Annotated in this window: 15 protein-coding genes and 1 tRNA gene; 11 read left to right on the forward strand and 5 right to left on the reverse strand. The window is 72.1% G+C overall.

From position 1 onward, the window contains the following. Positions 1-488: 488 nt before the first annotated feature. Positions 489-1196 carry a TerD family protein gene (locus AB0M28_RS35815; protein WP_365414197.1) on the reverse strand — a complete coding sequence of 236 codons (708 nt, stop codon included), beginning with the start codon at positions 1194-1196 and terminating at the stop codon, positions 489-491. 244 nt (positions 1197-1440) lie between these two features. Here AB0M28_RS35815 and AB0M28_RS35820 point away from each other — a divergent pair, with 244 nt between their 5' ends. The 3 genes from AB0M28_RS35820 to AB0M28_RS35830 are packed head-to-tail and all read left to right on the forward strand — an operon-like array spanning position 1441 to position 6066. Further along, positions 1441-2613, forward strand: a complete 1173-nt coding sequence (locus tag AB0M28_RS35820) for an HpcH/HpaI aldolase/citrate lyase family protein (RefSeq protein ID WP_365414199.1) — start codon at positions 1441-1443, stop codon at positions 2611-2613. Further along, positions 2606-5086 carry a phosphoribosyltransferase gene (locus tag AB0M28_RS35825; RefSeq protein ID WP_365414201.1) on the forward strand — a complete coding sequence of 827 codons (2481 nt, stop codon included), beginning with the start codon at positions 2606-2608 and terminating at the stop codon, positions 5084-5086. Before AB0M28_RS35820 ends, AB0M28_RS35825 begins: the two co-directional genes overlap by 8 nt. Next, positions 5083-6066: an HAD family hydrolase gene (locus AB0M28_RS35830; protein ID WP_365414203.1), complete on the forward strand. Its 984-nt coding sequence runs from the start codon at positions 5083-5085 to the stop codon at positions 6064-6066. The genes AB0M28_RS35825 and AB0M28_RS35830 overlap by 4 nt, the downstream gene beginning before the upstream one ends. 13 nt (positions 6067-6079) lie before the next feature. Here AB0M28_RS35830 and AB0M28_RS35835 read toward each other — a convergent pair whose 3' ends face one another. Both AB0M28_RS35835 and AB0M28_RS35840 read right to left on the reverse strand, forming a co-directional pair. Then, on the reverse strand, positions 6080-6772 hold the full coding sequence (locus AB0M28_RS35835) for an O-methyltransferase (RefSeq protein WP_365414205.1): 693 nt from the start codon (positions 6770-6772) through the stop codon (positions 6080-6082). Positions 6773-6886: 114 nt separating this feature from the next. Beyond that, entirely contained in the window at positions 6887-7519 is a 633-nt protein-coding gene (locus tag AB0M28_RS35840; protein ID WP_365414206.1) for a DUF4383 domain-containing protein, read from the reverse strand. A gap of 119 nt (positions 7520-7638) precedes the next feature. Here AB0M28_RS35840 and AB0M28_RS35845 point away from each other — a divergent pair, with 119 nt between their 5' ends. Continuing rightward, complete coding sequence (locus AB0M28_RS35845) at positions 7639-7872, forward strand: zinc ribbon domain-containing protein (protein ID WP_365414208.1); 234 nt, start codon at positions 7639-7641, stop codon at positions 7870-7872. Positions 7873-7967: 95 nt separating this feature from the next. On the opposite strand, the gene AB0M28_RS35850 is transcribed toward AB0M28_RS35845, so the two are convergent. After that, positions 7968-9272 carry a hypothetical protein gene (locus AB0M28_RS35850; protein WP_365414210.1) on the reverse strand — a complete coding sequence of 435 codons (1305 nt, stop codon included), beginning with the start codon at positions 9270-9272 and terminating at the stop codon, positions 7968-7970. 162 nt (positions 9273-9434) lie between these two features. Between AB0M28_RS35850 and AB0M28_RS35855 the strand changes: the two genes are divergently transcribed. The 6 genes from AB0M28_RS35855 to AB0M28_RS35880 all read left to right on the forward strand — a co-directional run bounded on the left by AB0M28_RS35855 (position 9435) and on the right by AB0M28_RS35880 (position 15512). Then, a tRNA-Val gene (locus tag AB0M28_RS35855) sits at positions 9435-9506 on the forward strand. Positions 9507-9717: 211 nt separating this feature from the next. Then, a complete protein-coding gene (locus AB0M28_RS35860) occupies positions 9718-10842 on the forward strand; it encodes an NADAR family protein (RefSeq protein ID WP_365414212.1) in 1125 nt (374 codons plus the stop codon). Between the two features lie 106 nt (positions 10843-10948). Further along, entirely contained in the window at positions 10949-11338 is a 390-nt protein-coding gene (locus AB0M28_RS35865; RefSeq protein ID WP_365414214.1) for a hypothetical protein, read from the forward strand. A gap of 283 nt (positions 11339-11621) precedes the next feature. After that, positions 11622-13262: a serine hydrolase gene (locus AB0M28_RS35870; protein ID WP_365414215.1), complete on the forward strand. Its 1641-nt coding sequence runs from the start codon at positions 11622-11624 to the stop codon at positions 13260-13262. Between the two features lie 370 nt (positions 13263-13632). Beyond that, positions 13633-13920: a hypothetical protein gene (locus tag AB0M28_RS35875; RefSeq protein WP_365414217.1), complete on the forward strand. Its 288-nt coding sequence runs from the start codon at positions 13633-13635 to the stop codon at positions 13918-13920. Continuing rightward, positions 13917-15512, forward strand: coding sequence for a transporter (locus tag AB0M28_RS35880; RefSeq protein WP_365414219.1), 1596 nt, complete (start codon positions 13917-13919; stop codon positions 15510-15512). The genes AB0M28_RS35875 and AB0M28_RS35880 overlap by 4 nt, the downstream gene beginning before the upstream one ends. Positions 15513-15605: 93 nt before the next feature. On the opposite strand, the gene AB0M28_RS35885 is transcribed toward AB0M28_RS35880, so the two are convergent. Beyond that, on the reverse strand, positions 15606-16778 hold the full coding sequence (locus AB0M28_RS35885; protein WP_365414221.1) for an amidohydrolase family protein: 1173 nt from the start codon (positions 16776-16778) through the stop codon (positions 15606-15608). A gap of 228 nt (positions 16779-17006) precedes the next feature. Here AB0M28_RS35885 and AB0M28_RS35890 point away from each other — a divergent pair, with 228 nt between their 5' ends. Further along, the gene (locus tag AB0M28_RS35890; protein WP_365414223.1) at positions 17007-17618 is read left to right on the forward strand and encodes a dihydrofolate reductase family protein; all 612 of its coding nucleotides are present in this window, start codon (positions 17007-17009) and stop codon (positions 17616-17618) included. Positions 17619-17756 lie beyond the last annotated feature (138 nt).

The raw sequence follows: 17756 nt of genomic DNA on the forward strand, positions 1-17756 counted from the left end.
GGGGGGCGTACCCGCGCCCCCTGGGTCTTTTGGGGGGGCGCGCCCCGGGGCCCCGGCCCAGCCCCACCGGGTCACCGTAGGCATACCTCGGCGGAGCCCCACCGGGTCACCGCAGGCATACCTCGGCGGAGCGCCAGCGGAGCCGCTCGCTACGCAGCAGGCCGGCGCAGCGCAGCGGAGCCGGCACAACCCCACCGGCCCACCGAGGGCAGCCCCCGGCGCAGCGCCAGCGGAGCCGACCACTGGGCGGCGCCATGGCGCCGTCCCCTCCCGCTCCGCCCGGCAAGGCCCCTTGGGGCCGCAGAATCACTGCGATCCGCACCGACAACCGGCCACGAACCCCTGCCACAGAGTCACCGGCCCACACCCCCCACCCCCAGGCGCCGACGTCAGGCAAGACGACCCGCAACGGGTGGTGTGTGGGTGGGGGCAACCCCGCGCCGAAGGCGCGGGCGGCGCCGGTCACCGGACCACAACCGCCCGCCCCCTCACCGCCCGATGAACTGAGGCCCCTGCGGCGGCAGGGTGAACGCCGGAGGGTACCCGTACGCCGCCGTGGGAGGCGGAGCCTGCCCTTGCACGGGCTGCGACTGAGGCTGGAACTGAGCCTGAGGCTGCGAAACCGGAGGAGCCGCAGGCTCCTCCTGAGGCGTCTCGTCCACCGAGATCCCGAACTCCGTAGCCAGCCCGATCAACCCCGAGTCGTACCCCTGCCCCAGCGCCCGAAAGCGCCACGTCCCCTCACGCCGGTACAGCTCACCGCAGATCAGCGCGGTCTCCTTGCCCGTCTCGGGCACGATGTCGAAGTACGCGAACGGCTCCCCGTTCGAGGCGGACCCCGCGTCGTACAGCAGCACCCGCAGATCGGGCACCTTCCCGAACGTGCCCTCGTCCGTGGACGCCCCGAGGATCAGCCGGTCGACGGACGGCTCCTGCCGGTCCAGCCGGGCCTCGATGGAGTCCGTGAGCCCGTCGGTGCGGGACTGCTTGGGCAGCTTGCGCACCGTCCCGGAGGGATGCCGCGGCTGGTTGTAGAAGACGAAGTCGTCGTCCGAGCGCACCCGGCCGTCCGTACCGACCAGCAGCACCGAGGCGTCGACGTCCGGCACTCCGGGACCGGAATGCCAGCGCAGTACGGCCCGTACGGCCGTGACCTGCAGGGTGATGTTGGCGCCCTTGGCCATGGCGTTCGTCATGCGGCTATCCTGCCCTCTCGCCACCGCGCGGGACAACGCGCCCCCGGCCCCCGGATGCCCTTACTCCGCCTGATCCGGCCACGGCGGAGCCCCCGGGTTCATCCCCGCAGAGGTACTGACGGATACGCCGGGGTTGTGCGACGGTTACGGAGATTTCACCAAGCAGGGGAACGTTTCGGCCACCCCGCAACGTACTCTTACCGCCCAGCCCAATACGACCACGGCTCCGCGATAGGGGGATCGCATGCGGCATTACGGACACCTGGACACCGCACTTCGTACCAAGCTCTTTCACCAGGAGCCGGCGGAGTTCACCGCCGGCTCATCGGCCCGCACGCTCGCCATGGCGCTCGGGGCCACTCTCTACACCCCCGCGACCAGGGACGGCCTCGGCACCGCGGTGCGCAAACAGGCGGCGCGCGGGGTCGTCTCCATGGTGCTGTGCCTGGAGGACGCGATCGCCGACGGCGACGTACCGCAGGCCGAGGAGAACATCGTGCACAGCCTGCGCGAGCTCGCCGGGCAGGGCACGGCGGGGCTGCCGCTGCTGTTCGTACGCCCCCGGGAGGCGGAGCAGATACCCGACCTGGTGGCGCGGCTGGGCCCCGCCGCCGCCCTGCTGTCGGGATTCGTGCTGCCGAAGTTCACCGAGGAGCGCGGCATCCCCTTCCTGGAGGCCCTGACCGCCGCGCAGGCCGCGAGCGGGCTGCGGCTGTTCGCGATGCCGGTACTGGAGTCCCCGGAGCTGCTGCACCTGGAGTCCCGCCGCGAGACGCTCGCCGGGATCAGCCGGGTGCTGGACAAGTACCGCGAGCACGTACTGGCGCTGCGACTCGGTGTCACCGACTTCTGCTCCGTATACGGTCTGCGCCGCGCGCCGGACATCACGGCGTACGATCTGCAGCTCGTCGCCTCCGTGATCGGCGACGTGGTGAACGCCTTCGGCCGGGCCGACGGCACGGGCTTCACCGTCACCGGCCCCGTGTGGGAGTACTTCCGCCCGCACGAGCGCATCTTCAAGCCGCAGCTGCGCCGCAGCCCCTTCACCGGCGCCAACGAGGCGCTGCGCGATCTGCTCCTCGAGCACGACATGGACGGCCTGCTGCGCGAGATCGAGCTCGACCGCGCCAACGGTCTGCAGGGCAAGACCTGCATCCACCCCAGCCACGTCGCCCTGGTGCACGCCCTGTCCGTGGTGAGCCTGGAGGAGTACAGCGACGCCCGTGACATCCTGGAACGGGAACGGGACGGCGGCGGGGTGCTGCGCTCGGCGTACACGAACAAGATGAACGAGGCCAAGCCCCACCGCGCCTGGGCGGAGCGGACGCTGCTGCGCGCCGAGGTGTTCGGCGTGGCGCGGGAGGACGTGACGTTCGTGGAGCTGCTGGACGCGGGGCTGAAGGTCGAGCATGCGTAACGGGGGCAAGGGCCTCGCACGCCAGGGAAGGGAAACGGCTGACGTGGCGGTCTGGAACGGGGACTGGGTCACGGACCGGCTCGGCATCGGGCTGACGGGCCCGGACGGGCTGCGCGACCTGCTGGGGCTGGCGCTGCGCCGCAATCCGCGGCGCGCCCACCTGCTGGTCTCGTCGGTGCTGGGCAAGCACGTGCCCGCGCCGCCGGCCACGGTGTACGGGGCGGGGTTCCGGCTCGGGCGCCTGGTGCGGGAGCTGCTGGGCGCGGCGGAGGCGGAGCGGGCCGTGGTGCTCGGTTACGCCGAGACGGCCACCGGCCTCGGCCACTGCGCGTACGACGGCCTGGGCGGGGCGGCGTACCTGCACTCCACGCGGCGCCCCGTGCCGGGCGTGGCGCAGGCGGGCGGCTTCGAGGAGGAGCACAGCCACGCCACCTCGCATCTGCTGCTGCCGGCCGATCCGGCGCTGCTGGCCGGGGACGGTCCGCTGGTGCTGGTGGACGACGAGTTCTCGACCGGCCGGACGATACGCAACACCATCGCCGCCCTGCACGCCTCCGCCCCGCGCGAGCGGTACGTGGTGGCGGCGCTGGTCGACATGCGCTCGGCGGACGACCGGCGGGCGCTGGAGAAGTTCGCGGCGGAGCTGGGCGCCCGGGTGGACGTGGTGGCGCTGGCCTCCGGCGGGGTGCGCCTGCCGGAGGGCGTGCTGGAGCGGGGGCAGGAGCTGGTGGGGGCGCTGGAGCCGGCGGCGGCCGATGAAGCGGGGGGCGCGCCGCGTGCCGGTGCTGAAGGCGCCGATGCCGTCAGCGTCGATGTCGTAAGCGCCGATGCCGTGCGCGTCGACGTCGGCTGGCCGCAGGGGCTCCCTGACGGCGCCCGGCACGGCTTCACTCCCGTACACCGCGAGCGGCTCGAGGCCGCGCTGCCCGCGATGGGCGCGCGGCTGGCCGAGGCGCTGGCCGGCGGGGCGCGGCGGGTGCTGGTGCTGGGCTCGGAGGAGCTGATGTACGCGCCGCTGCGGCTCGCGGGGGCGCTGCAGGACGCGGCGCCGGACGTCGAGGTCCGCTTCTCCACGACGACCCGCTCGCCCGTCCTGCCGGTCGACGACCCCGGCTACGCGATACGCACCCGGATCTCCTTCCCGGCCCACGACGACCCCGCCGACGGCCCCGGCCCGCGCTACGCGTACAACGTCGCCCCGCCCGCCGGCGGCACCGGCTTCGACGCCGTCGTCGCGGTCGTCGACTCGCACGGCGACACCCCGGCGCTGGACGCCCTGCTGACCGGACTCGCCGCCCACACCGACCAGGTACTCCTGACTGTGATCCCTACGTACACCCCCCTCCCCCGGCCGCTGTACGGCCCGGACTTCGGCTCGTACGCCCCCGACGAGGTCGGCTGGCTGCTGAAGGACCTCTCCGGCGTCCAGCTGGAGGCCCCCGTGGAGGAGCGCGAGGAGGCGATCCAGAGCGGCGGCGCGCACTACGCCGAGTCGCTGCCGGTCGAGTACCAGCCGAGCGACGAGTACCAGGCGCTGTTCAACGACGCCCTCGCCGGCTCCGCCCGGCGGATGGCCCACGCCGTCGCCGTCGTCACCGAGACCGTGCTGGCCGAGCGCTCCCCGCGCCCCGTGCTGGTGTCGCTGGCCCGCGCCGGCACGCCGGTCGGCGTGCTGATGCGGCGCTGGGCGTCGTACGCGCACGGCCTGGACCTGCCGCACTACGCCGTGTCCATCGTGCGCGGGCGGGGCATCGACACCAACGCGATGCGCTGGCTGGCCGAGCACCACGACCCGGCAGACGTCGTGTTCGTCGACGGTTGGACGGGCAAGGGCGCGATCACGCGCGAACTGGCCGACGCGCTCGCCGACTTCAAGGGCTTCGACCCGCGGATCGCCGTCCTCGCCGACCCGGGGCGCTGCGTGGACACGTACGGCACCCGCGAGGACTTCCTCATCCCCTCCGCCTGCCTGAACTCCACCGTCTCCGGCCTCGTTTCGCGTACGGTGCTGCGGGACGGGCTGATCGGGCCGAACGACTTCCACGGTGCGAAGTTCTACCGCGAACTGGCCGGCGCGGACGTGTCGCGGCCGTTCCTGGACACGGTGTCCGCGGAGTTCGCGGCGCTGGGCCCGGTGGCGCCGATGGCCGCCTCGCCGGACCGTACGCCGGACTGGTCGGGCTGGCGGGCCGTGGAGCGGATCAGCGAGGAGTACGGCATCGGCGATGTGAACCTCGTCAAACCGGGTGTGGGAGAGACCACCCGGGTACTGCTGCGCCGGGTACCCTGGCGTGTTCTCGCACGACGGGGTGCGGGCAGTGATCTCGACCATGTCCGGCTGCTCGCACGGCAGCGCGGCGTCCCCGTCGAAGAGTGCGACGACGCGGACCTTCCGTACACCTGTGTGGGCCTGATCCATCCGCAGTACACGCGTGGCGCGACGGGCGCCGATGGGAAGGCAATAGTGTCGTGAGCCATACGGAGCCTTCGGGCATCTTCTCCAGTACGACCCCCGCTGCCGGCACCGGGCCGGTGACCGACCCTCTCGGCCGCGAGGTGCCGGTGACCGGCGCCCTCGGCGGCGAGATGCCGATGACCGACCCCGCCGCCGGCGAGGTGCCGGTGACCGGCGAGCCCCTGGTCGCCGAGAGCAGCACCACCCTCGTCGCCAGCGACCTCGACCGGACCCTCATCTACTCGCCGGCCGCCCTGCTCCTGGGCATGCCGGACGCCCGGGCGCCGCGCCTGATGTGCGTGGAGGTCAACGACGGCCGGCCGCTGTCGTTCATGACGGAGGCGGCGGCGGCCGTACTCCCGGACCTGATGGCCCGTACGGTCTTCGTGCCGACCACCACCCGGACCCGCAAGCAGTACCGCCGGATCCGGCTGCCGGGCCCGCCCCCGCCGTACGCCATCTGCGCCAACGGCGGTCATCTGCTGGTCGACGGCGACACCGACCACGACTGGAACGCGGCGGTGCGCGAGCGCCTCGCCGCCGACTGCGCCCCGCTGGCGGAGGTCAGCGAGCAGCTGCAGCGCACCGCCGACCCGGCGTGGACGCGCAAGATCCGTATCGCGGAGGACCTGTTCACGTATCTGGTGGTCCACCGCGACCTCGTACCGGAGCTGTGGGTCAAGGAACTCGCGGGCTGGGCGGACGCGCGCGGCTGGTCGGTCTCCGCGCAGGGCTCGAAGATCTATCTGGTGCCGCGCCCGCTGACCAAGAGCGCGGCGGTGGCGGAGGTCGCCCGCCGCGCCGGTACGACCCTGACGCTGACGGCGGGCGACTCCCTGCTGGACACCGACCTGCTGCTGGCCGGCGACCACGGCTGGCGCCCCGGCCACGGCGAGCTGGCCGACCAGGGCTGGACGGCGCCGCATGTCGTCGCGCTGCGGGAGCGGGGCGTCACGGCGGGCGAGCGGATCCTGCGGGAGATGCGGCTGAAGGTCTAGTACGGCGGGGGTACTAGACGCTGCCGCCGTCCGGCTTGTCCTCCCTGCGGCGGGCGAGCGTCAGCCCGTCGGCCACGGTCAGCAGCACGGCCTCGGTCCGGGTGTCGGCGGCCACACGGTCGTTGAACGCCCGGATCGCGGCGGCGTTGCCGCCGGCCTCCGGGTCGACGACCGCGCCGTGGTAGAGGACGTTGTCGACGACGATCAGCCCGCCGGGGCGCATCCGCGGCACCAGCTCCTCCCAGTACGCGGGGTAGCTCTCCTTGTCGGCGTCCAGGTACGCCAGGTCGATGTGCGGTTCCGCGGGCATGGCGCGCAGCGAGTCCAGCGCCGGCCCGAGCCGCAGCTCCACCCGGTCCGCGACGCCGGCCTTCTCCCAGGCCCGACGGGCGTACGCCGTCCACTCCTCCGACACGTCCAGGGCGATCAGCCGGCCGTCGGCGGGCAGCGCCTGCGCCATGCAGAGGGAGGAGAAGCCGGTGAAGGTACCCACCTCCACCACGTGCCGGGCGCCGGTCAGCCGTACCAGGAACGCCAGCAGCGCCCCCTGCTCCTGCGCCGACTGCATACCCGCCGAGCTGGGGAAACGGGCGTGCGTGAGCTCGACGACCTCGCACTGCACCGGGTCGAGCGGCGGGTTGTGGTCGAGCACGTACCGGTACAGCTCGGGGGTCTGGGGCGGGCGCTTGTCCTGCGGAATCCTCATGTCGGCATCCTCGCGCAAAGCATCCGCACGGGGGAGGGAACCGGGCGGCGCGTCCTGTCGGGGGGCGCGCCGCCCGGTCGGGCTGCTGGGGGGGCTCTACGGGCCTACGTGGTCCTACACGGTCCGCAGCCGGGCCGACCGGTCCTCCCGTTCGGCCTTCTCCGCGTTGCGGGTGCGCCAGTACGGATTGTCGTGGGGAAGTCCGGCGCTGACCCGCCCGTACATACCGGACATCAGCAGGAACATCCCGATGGCGAAGCTGAAGATGACGTTCGACATCGTGAACGCGAGCCAGTTCGCATCGGTGTCCAGCAGGGCGAGGTTGACGAAGCCGCTGATGACGAAGAGGGCGCCCATGCCCATGTTGAGGCTGGAGGCGAAGTTGCCGCCGCGCCAGGCGCCGTAGAGGAGCACCGCGCCGGCGACGATGGAGATCACGCCGAGCAACCCGTTGGAGTTCAGGCCGAGCACCTTGTCGCCGGTCTTGTCGACGAAGCCGACCTCCTCGACGAGACCCAGGATGCCGAAGACCAGCAGCCACAGTCCGGCGAGCGCCGAGCCGATCCGGTAGACGATGCTGAGCTTGTGATCGACGGGCAGATGCTCGTCGAGCATGGTGTGCTTGCGCAGGCCCAGATTGACTCCGCGCTCGTGCAGGGCGCCGCGGCTGCCCTCCTGCTGGAAGTGCGGTTCGTCCGCGAGCGGGTGCGGGAGCGCGTCCGCGGGATAGTCCTGGGTGGGGGCCATGTCCGACCTCCTTCGGACCGGGGGATACGGGACATACCCCCTCGCACTCCCAGCATCCTCCCGAGTCCCGGCAGGGGGCAAGTCTTCCGGTCACGGACAGTGACGGATACCCTGGCCCCATGCCACGCTATGAGTACCGCTGCCGCTCGTGCGGCACCACGTTCGAGCTCAGCCGCCCGATGGCGGAGTCCTCCGCGCCGGCGTCCTGCCCGTCCGGGCACGACGACACGGTGAAGCTGCTGTCGACGGTGGCGGTCGGGGGGACGGCCTCGGCCGGGGCGGCTCCGTCATCGGCGCCGTCGCCGTCGCCGTCGGGTGGTGGCGGGTGCTGTGGTGGGGGGTGCTGCGGGTAGGGGGCTCGGCTGGGGAGGGCTGGGGCTCATCGCCGTCGAGGCGACCCGCTCATCGGCGCCGAGGTGACCCGCTCATCGCCGTCGAGGCGACCCGCTCATCGGCGCCGAGGTGACCCGCCGGCGCCACTGGCCCCACTGGCCCCACCCACCCCGCTCCGCTCGTCCCGGATGTCCTGTACGACCCGGGCGGCGGTCTCCCGAACGGCCTCCAGCTCCATCAGGAAGTGCCAGTAGTCGGGGTGCCGCCCGGTCAGCCCCTCCACGGCCCGGTTGAGCCGCAGCACGGCGTCGTCGAGCGGCCGGGCGTGCCGGGGGTCGGGGTTGACCCGCCCGGACATGGCGAGACGCTGGGCGTCCCGGATGGCGAACCGGGCCTTGTCCACGTCCTTCTGGTGATCGGCCTGAACCTCGTTGAGCCGCCGAAGCCGGTCCTGGGCGGCGCTGACGGCCTCGTCGGTGTTGTCGAGGAGCGCCCGCGCGGTGCCCAGCAGGGCGGTCGCGTCGGCCCACCGCTGCTCGGCCCGGGCCCGCGAGGCATCGCGGATCTTCCCCTCGGCCTCCTCGACGGCACGCCGGGCCTGCTCGGGCACGGGCTGCAGATCCTGCCAGCAGGCCATGGCGAACCGCCGGCGCAGCTCGCTGAGCACCGGGGGCACGCGCTCGGCGCGCGTGGCGAGGGCCTGGGCGCGGGTCCGCAGACTGCCCAGCCGCTTGTCGATCTCCCCGGCCCGCCGGGGCAGCTGCTCGGCCTCGGCGCGCAGCGCCTCGGCGGCGCGCTGCATCTCGACGGCGCGATGGATGGTGCCCTGGACGCCGTGCACGCCGGCGCCCTGGTTGAGCTTGGTGAGCTCGGGCCCGAGCCGGGCGAGCCGAGCGGCGAGCTCATCGGCCTTGAAGCCCTCACCCCGTACGGCGTCCAGGGCGTTACTGGCACCGAGCAGCGCCTGGCGCGCCCGCTCGACGGAAGGAGCGAGCCGGGCGAGCTGTGTCTCGGCCTTCTCGAGCAGGCTGCCCAGCCCATGGGCGAAGTGGTTCAGATCGCTCCGCACACGCTCCATGCTGTTGGTGACGCGCTGCAGCTCCTGCCGGGCCCGGGAGGCGTCGCCGGGCGCGAGATCGTCCCGATCGAGGTCGTACGAGTCCACCACCGCGATGTACTCGGAGCTGACCTCGTCGATCCGCCGCCCGAAGTCGCCGTAGTCGGCGACGGCCTTGCGCGCAGGAGGGGCGTCGTCGACGGCGGAGATGGTCTCGATGGAGATCCGCAGATCACGCTGAGCGGTGTCGAGCTCGTAGAAGGCGGTGGCGGCGGCGTCCTTGGCAGCCTGAGCCTCGGCCCGCGCACTCTCGTCACGCCCGCCCCCACCCCAGCCCCAGCGCCTGGTGCCGTGTGTCGTCACATCAACTCCCGCACTCGACCACCGTCCGCCCTCGCCATTGTCCCACCCCGGAAGGACGAACAAAGGGGCCGGATGGTTCGCACATCCACCACCACTCCCCCACCCTCCCCTCAACGGATTTGCGGCACAGCCCACCGGGCAGGGTAGTCTTACGACCCACCCGGACGCGTAGCTCAGCGGTAGAGCGCCGCCCTTACAAGGCGGATGTCGGCGGTTCGAAACCGTCCGCGTCCACCGGTGTGAAGGCCCCTGACCGATCATGGTCGGGGGCCTTTGACGTCCCGGTCCGACATCGGTGGGTCTTGATCACGCCCGGGCGGTCTCCAGCACGGCGCGAGGGTCTCGACGGTGGTCGTGTCCGGCGGCGAGGGTGGGCTGATCGAGCCTGGTCAGGGCGTCGGGGAGTGACGATCTTGTACGGATCGGAACAGCTACCCTGACGCGCATGGCGATACAGCGGCGGACTTGGCGGGACGTGGACGGTGAGCGTATTGAGGGCACCTGGCGTCATGCCTTCATCTGCAACGGTGGCACGTACTTTCTCACCGACCTGGTGGTCTACGCCGACGGCCTGATCGACTGCTGGGGGCTGGTGACTCTGGAGGAGTTTGCCGGCAAGCTCGCTTCTGGTTGGATCGCCACGGAACTGCCGGATGGGGGTGTGGCGTCGGCCCATCACCTCGCCTCGTGGACCTTCTCCGAGCCGCAGACCTGGCTGACCCCCGAGATGCTTCTCGGCGACATCCGCGACGACATCGACCAGCTGAACGGTCGGCCCGACTCCACCCGGCGCTGCCTGTCCCTCCTCGATGTCTTCCGGGATCAGCCGACCGAGCAGAACCGTGCCGCGCTTCGCGAGGCGTACGAAGCCATCCCCGGGCATCTGCGGATCTACGCCCTCGGCGACCAGGACCGCAAGGACTTCCCCCTGAAGGTCGTGGTCGCCGGTCCTGGCAACCGGTTCGAGGCGCCGAGCGGGAAGACCGTCGTCGTCACCGAGGGGATGCACGCCTCGGCAATGGAGTACTTCGCCGAGCGAGAGCAAATGCGCCGGCGTTACGCCTCGAAAGCCCCAGCGGACGGCCCGACCGAGCCTGTCGAGAGCAGCATCGACATCCGCCAGGTGTTCTTCCCCAACGGCTGGCCGCAGGATCCCGGTGTTCTGGCGCTGCGCAATGAGTACCCCGCGCCGGTCACCGTGAGAGGACGCACCTACCCGACCGTCACGCACGCCTACTGGGCGCTTGCGGTGGCCGACGACGGGCGACGTACCGAGATCCTCCGCGCCGAGCGGCCCCACGAGGTGGAGAGGCTCGCCAAGGACGCCTTCCTGCTCGACAACTGGCCCCAGGCCCGAACCGCCGTCATGGCAGAGCTGCTGCGCGCAAAGTTCCACCAGCACCCCGGCCTTGCGACAGTGTTGGCCGACACCGGGACAACGCGGCTGATCTACACCGAGATGAACTCCACGTTCTGGGGCGAGCGCGGACTTGAAGGACGCAACTGGATGGGCCGTCTGCTGGAGCTGATCCGCTCCGAACTCGCCGCCGCCGAGCTGAGCATTCCGTAGTGAACGACCAGAGCGCTGACGTGACGGAGGCGGCCATTGGGCGGGAGCAATGCCGCCACCCGGCCGGCGTGTGCTCGCGGTGACGGCCATGGGGCACACTCCCGCCATGGACGATCCCGAGAGCGAGCTTCGGCGTATGCGAGGCGGGCCTGGTGAGGGCGAGGATGCCTTCGTCATTCGGGTGAGCTTCGATGCTGGGGAGCCCGGCGGTGTCATTGAGCGGGCGCGTGATGTGCTCGGTCGGGTGGTTGGGCGGGTCGGGGGCTGGCCCGAGGAAGGCGCCTGGCCGGGGCTTCTGCCCGGGTGGTTTGTTGAGCGGTGTGCTCCTGAGGTGCCTGATGATCCTTCCTTTGACGCCGATGCCTGGTCGGCTCGGTGGAGCCAGTTGAGCCTGGCGGAGAAGGTGGCTGCGGCTGAGGGGCCTTGGGCCCTGTCCGACTGGCTCTACTACTTCGACCCCACCGAGGAGGGCGGCGGCGACGATCGCAGCTGGTGATGGTGGGACGCCGGTTCGGACCGGCCGGGGACCGGCTGGATCGACGTGGCCACCACCGGGTGGCCCTTCGGGACAGGGACCCTGTACTGGCTGATCGAAGCGTCGGGTGGCATGAACCCCCGGCACTGACCCCCGGCTCCAGAGCTCCGGCACCGGCATCGGCCAGCCCCCACCCAGCCCCGCCGGCCGATCCCAGCCCCTCCGCGCCCCCCGACGAACCCCGCCCTCCCCCACGTCCCCCGAACGCCCCGCCAGGGCGACAGGCTGGTAGGGAGGGATTTCCATGGTTGGTATGTCCCGACTCGAGCGTGCATGGCCTCGCCCCCTTCGGTTCGCTGTGGCGCTGGGGGGCGTGGCCGTCCTGGCCGGTGGCTGTACGGCGTCCGATGGCGGCACCGTCGCCGCCGGGGCCGCCGTTCAGGCGTCGGCCCTGCCCACCGTGCCGCCCGCTCAGCCGCCTGCCCAGGTCAACCGGGACGACGTCGACGCCGCCGTGGGTCAGCTCGGCGGCGTCGTGCGCGACGCGATGCGCCGTACCGGGGTGCCCGGCGTCGCCGTGGGTGTGGTGTACGACGACGAGGTCGTGTACGCGAAGGGCTTCGGCGTACGCAAGGTCGGCACCGAGGAGAAGGTCGGAGCCGACACCGTCTTCCAGCTGGCCTCCGTCTCCAAGCCCATCGCCTCCACCGTGGTCGCCGCGGCGGTGGGCGACAAGACCGTCGGCTGGGACAACCCCGTCGTCGAGTACAGCCCCGGCTTCGCCCTGAAGGACCCGTGGGTGACCAGCCATGTCACGCTGGCCGACCTGTTCTCGCATCGCAGCGGGCTGCCCGACCACGCCGGAGACCTGCTGGAGGATCTGGGGTACGACCAGTCGTACATCCTGAACCGCCTCCGCTACCAGCCGCTGGCCCCGTTCCGCGCCCACTACGCGTACACCAACTTCGGGCTCACCGAAGCCGCCGTCGCCGTCGCGAAGGCGGCCGGGACGAGCTGGGAGAAGCTGTCCGACGAGAAGCTGTACGAGCCGCTCGGCATGGACTCCACCAGCTCCGCGTACGCCGACTACGAGAAGGCGAAGAACAAGGCCGTCCTGCATGTGCAGGACGGTGACACCTGGCGCGCCGAGTTCGTGCGCGACGCCGACGCGCAGAGCCCGGCGGGCGGGGCCATCTCCACGGTCCACGACATGACGAAGTGGATGCGTCTGCAGCTGGGCAACGGCGAGTTCGAGGGGCGGCGACTCGTCGACGCCGACGCGCTGGACGAGACGCATCTGCCGCACATCGTCTCCGAGCCGCCGCACGCGCCCGCGGGCAGGGCCGGGTTCTACGGGCTCGGCTGGAACGTGAGCTACGACGACCAGGGCAGGCTGCGGCTCGGCCACTCCGGCGCCTTCGCGCTGGGGGCGGCCACCAATGTCACCCTGCTGCCGTCGGAGAAGCTCGGGATCGTCGTCCTGACCAACGGTGAGCCCGTCGGCGTACCCGAGTCGATCGCCAACACCTTCCTCGACACCGTGCAGACGGGCGGGCCGACCGTCGACTGGCTCACGTTCATCGGGCCGATCCTCAAGCAGGCGGCGGAGGGGGAGCGTTCGCCGGTCGACTACAGCAAGCCGCCGGCCTCGCCCGCACCCGCGGAGGCGGACAGCGCGTACACCGGTACGTATGCCAACACGTACTACGGCCCGATGACCGTCAGCGCCGAGAAGGGCGAGCTCGTCATGCGGCTCGGGCCCGACAGGATGCGGTTCGCCTTGCGGCACTACGACGGTGACACCTTCAGCTACGCCACCACCGGCGAGAACGCGGTCGGCCTGTCCGGCGTGACCTTCACCGTCGGGTCCGACGGACGCGCCGACAAGGTGGTGGTCGAGAACCTCGACACGACCGGGCTCGGCACCTTTACGAGGAACGGCTAGCCGGTTTACGAGGAACGGCCAGCCGGTCTACGAGGAACGGCTAGCCCAGGGGCCTCGCGCAGGATCCGGTCGGCGGTCTGCTGCGGGCTCAGCGCCGAGGTGTCGAACCACTAGCCGGTGCCGCCCTTATCTGCAGGCCTCGACGCCCGGGGCGACACGCTCCCTGGACCGCGCGCGGAACGGGCCGAACACGGGACGACCACGGCACGAAAGGTGCGCGTGCACTGCCGCCCGGAGTCCCCTTGTTCAGCAGAACACTCCTTCTGCAGTCGTGTTGCTGCCCCTGGCCGCCGCTGGTTGACTCCGCGGCCACGCCCCTCCTCGCGTCGCGGGTCCGGGCGCAGACGCCTGACTCAGCGGAGCCGCCCTCATGTCCTTCCCAACTGCCGGATCCAGCGATCCCTGGCCGCCTCGGCCGACTCCCCGTACCAGCAGCGAGACCGACGCGACCATGTCCCTCCGGCTGCGGCTCGCGGTACGCGTCGCCGTCGTCTGGCTGGCGTATCTGGCCCCTGTCGCCTTCGCCCCCGGCCTGTACGGCACGCCGGTCGCCGGACCCGTGAGCCTCGGCCTCCTCGTCGCTCCCGTACCGCTCGCCGTAGGGGTGCACGCACTGTTCGCCCACAACCGGTGGACCGGCACCCGGAGGGCGTCGTGAACTCGCTGCTCGACTCCTCCAACCGGTCCGTCGTCCTCGCCGCCTTCTCCGCCTTCGTCGTCGTCTGCCTCATGCTGTGCGTCATCACCGGCGCCGACGAGGACGACCGAGCTCTCGTACGATCCGACAGCCGGCGGCTGCGGGCCTGGCAGCAGGGCGTCGCGATGGGCGGGGACACCACCACCGTCGCGACCGTGACCGTGCTCGTGGGCATGGTCGCGACGTTCGGCTTCGACGGGATCGGCCTGATGCTGGGCAGCCTCGTCGGCGTGGTCCTGCTGCTCCTCCTCGTCGCCGAACCGCTGCGGCACCACGCCGTGCTGACGCCCGCGGATCTGCTGGACGCCCGGGGCAGCGGCGGGCCGGGGGTGCGAGTGTCGCTGGGAGTGGTGACGTTGATCGTCTGCCTCCTGCTGCTGGTCGTACAACTGGTGGCGGTCGGAAACCTCGCCGCCGCACTGTTCGGTCAGGTCACTCCCCAGACCCGGATCGGGTGCATCATCGTGTTTGGGACGCTCATGACCGCCTTCGCCGTCACCGGGGGCATCCGGGGAACGGGCGTGATCATGATTGCCAAGTCGGCGCTCGCCATTCCCGTACTGCTCGTCGTCGCCTGGCTCGTGCTGCACCGCTTCGGGTGGAATCCGGCACGGCTGCTCGACTCGGCGTCCGCCGGGGCGGGGCTGGGGCGCGACTTCCTGAAACCCGGCAACTACACCGGCGACGGCCGGACCGGTGCCCTGAACGGGATCGGTCAGACCCTCGGCATGTCCCTGGCCACGATGGGCATGCCCGCCGTGCTGATGCGGGTGATCTCCACCAAGAGCCCGCGCGGCGCGCGAATCGCGGGCCGGTGGATGCTCTCCGAGCTGTCCGTGCTCTACGGCGCCCTCGCGGTCGTCGGTCTCGGCGCCGCGGCCCTGGTCGGTCCGGTGCTGCGCGACAGTGGCACGGGTGTGCAGGCGTTCACCCCGCTGCTGGTCGCGCAGGCGCTCGGGCGGGACGGCCTGCTGGTCGCCGCCGTGGCCTGCGTGCTCTTCCCGACCGCGCTCGCCGCGGTCGTGGACATGGCGCTCGCGGCGGGCATGGCTGTGTGGCACGACGTACTGGGTGGCTTCACCCGCAACGACGACAACGCCTCCGTCTCGCGTTGGGCGGCGGCGCTCACCTGCGCCCTCGCCATCGTCTTGTCCGTCTTCGCCGTGGACTTGAGCCTTGTGTCCCTCTCCGCCCTCTGGCTCACCATCTGCGGCGCCGCCCTCACCCCCGTCCTGCTCTACGCCCTGTACTGGCCCGGCTTCACAGCGCGCGGCGCCCTGTGGTGCCTGTGGGGAGGCACGGCGCTCAGCGTGTTCCTGATTGCGGTCTCGCCGTACGCCTCGGGCGTGCCCGGTGCGGTCTTCCCCGGGCAGGACTTCCGGCTCTGGGATGTAACGGCCCCTGCGGTAGTGGCCGGGCCGGCCGGGTTCCTGCTGGGATGGCTGGGGAGCGTGACCGATCCCCAGCGCGGGCGGCGAGCAGGACGGGCGGGGCACGCCCCGATCAGCGCCGCAGCCTCCTCCGCCGACCGCACGTCCCCGACGCTCCAGTAGACCGTGCGCAGCGCGGCGTTGTGCGTGCTCGTCGTCCCGTCGGGCCGCCGCGACGGTACGCGTCGTCCGCGGCGGGGAACGGCACCACACGGATCACCGCACCCGCCGCCCCGCCCGGAACACCGCCCGCCGGTCGAGCAGTGCGGCCGGGTCGCCCAGCAGGTCGCCCGCGACCGCCAGGAGGTCCGCGTCGTACCCCGGGGCGATCCGGCCCTTCCGGTCCCCCACCCGGCACAGCGCCGCCGCGCGCGAGGTGATCGATCGCAGCGCCTCGGCGGGCGGCATGCCGAAGAGGCGGGCGGTGGCGCCGATGGTGTGCGGGAGTACGCCGTGGGGCTTGGGCGGGCCGATGCCCGCGTCCGTGCTGAACACCAGCTCCGCGCCCGCGTCCCGCAGCCGGCCCACCAGGGCGACGATCGACGGCAGGAGCGCCGCCACGGCCGGCGGGGGCTGGGCGCCCGGAAGCGTACCGAAGGTCACGGAGACGGGCGTACGGGTACGGACGATCGCCTCGATCACCTCGGCCCGCGGTTCGATGCCGTGCTCGCCGACGAACGAGCAGTGCTCGATCGAGTCGACGCCCGCGTCCACCGCGAACGCGATCGCCTCCGCGGCGTGCGCGTGTGCGGCGACCGGCAGACCCGCGCGGTGCGCCTCGTCCACCACGGCGCGCAGCTCGGCCCGGCTGTACTGGGCCTCGTGCGTCCGCGTGCCCGGGGTCAGGAAGCCGCCGCTGGCCATCACCTTCACCACGTCCGTGCCCCGCTCGGCCCGCTCCCGTACGGCGGCGCGCAGCGCGTCGACCCCCTTCGCCTCGCCGCCCAGGTACCAGCAGTGCCCCTGCGGCAGGGTGATCGGCGGCCCGGCGACCAGCAGTTCGGGACCGGCGGCCGGATCGCGGGCCAGCTCGTCGCGCAGCGGCAGGGAGAGGAAACCGCGGTCGCCCAGGTCGCGGACCGTGGTGATGCCCGCGTCCAGCGCGGCCCGGGCCGCGGCGCGCATCGCGTCGAGCGCCTGCGCGTCGTCCCGCGCGGCGAGGGAGGCGACGGGGTCGGGGCCGGCGTCGAAGGCGAGGTGCATATGGGCGTCGACGAGGCCCGGGAGCAGCGTCGCGTCCCCGAGGTCGACGACCTCGGCGCCTTCCGGCGGCTCGCCCTGCAGGACGGCGTGGACGCGGTGGCCGTCGATCACCACCACGGGGTCCTCGGTCAGCAGGTCGCTCTCACCGTCGAAGAGGCGCGCGGCGCGTACCGCCAGCAGATCCATGGGGCGAGTATGGGGGGCGGTACGACCCGCCGCCCCGGGTTTGCCGCGATGCGGGACGCGCGGGGCTCGTGGTGCGAATCTGGTCCGTGCGGTACGGGGACGGCGCGGTGCCGGGAGCCGCCCATGCCGGGCCGATGAGTTTCCGCGGGCCGCGAGGTCTCACCAGGCAGTAGGCAGCGAGCGCACCGTGAGCGCGCACATACCGGCCAGTACCCAACGGAGGACACCATGCGGAAGATCATCGCCAGCTTCTTCATCTCCCTCGACGGCGTCGTCGAGGCCCCCGACCAGTGGCACTTCCCCTACTTCAACGACGAGATGGGCGCCGCCGTCGGCGCATCCCTCGGCAGCACCGACACGCTCCTCTTCGGCCGCACGACGTACGACAGCTTCGCCGGCGCGTGGCCGGAGCGCGAGGAGGCGGGCGAGGCGGACGCTGGCTTCGCCAAGCAACTCGGGGACATGCGCAAGATCGTGTTCTCGAACCGGCAGCTCGATCTCCCCTGGCGCAACTCCGAGCAGGCGCAGGGGTCCGTCGCGGAGGTCGCGGCGGCCCTGAAGAAGGAGGAGGGCGGCACGATCTCCCTCAGCGGCTCGGTCTCGGTCGTACGCCAGCTGCTGGACGCGGGGCTGCTGGACGAACTGCACCTCCTGGTCCACCCGATCGCGGTCCGCAAGGGCATGCGGCTGTTCGACGAGGCCGACACCCCGATCCCGCTGAAGCTCATCTCCTCGGAGACCTTCCGGACCGGCGTCCTCAACCAGGTCTACGCCCCGGACACGGCCCCGCCGAGCGGCGGCTACGAGGAGGCGAAGGAAGCGATCCCGCAGGATTCCTGACGGACGCGGTCCCGGTCCGTTCCCGGCCGTGACCTCCCCGCACGCGCGAGGCAATGACCACCCGCTCGGTGGCGGTCACGGCCAGGTTGGTCGGGTAGCGGGCCGGGCTGACTTCCACCTTTACCGCGGCCGCCGACC

It is taken from the genome of Streptomyces sp. NPDC051940 (assembly GCF_040680895.1).
GTDB lineage: Bacteria > Actinomycetota > Actinomycetes > Streptomycetales > Streptomycetaceae > Streptomyces.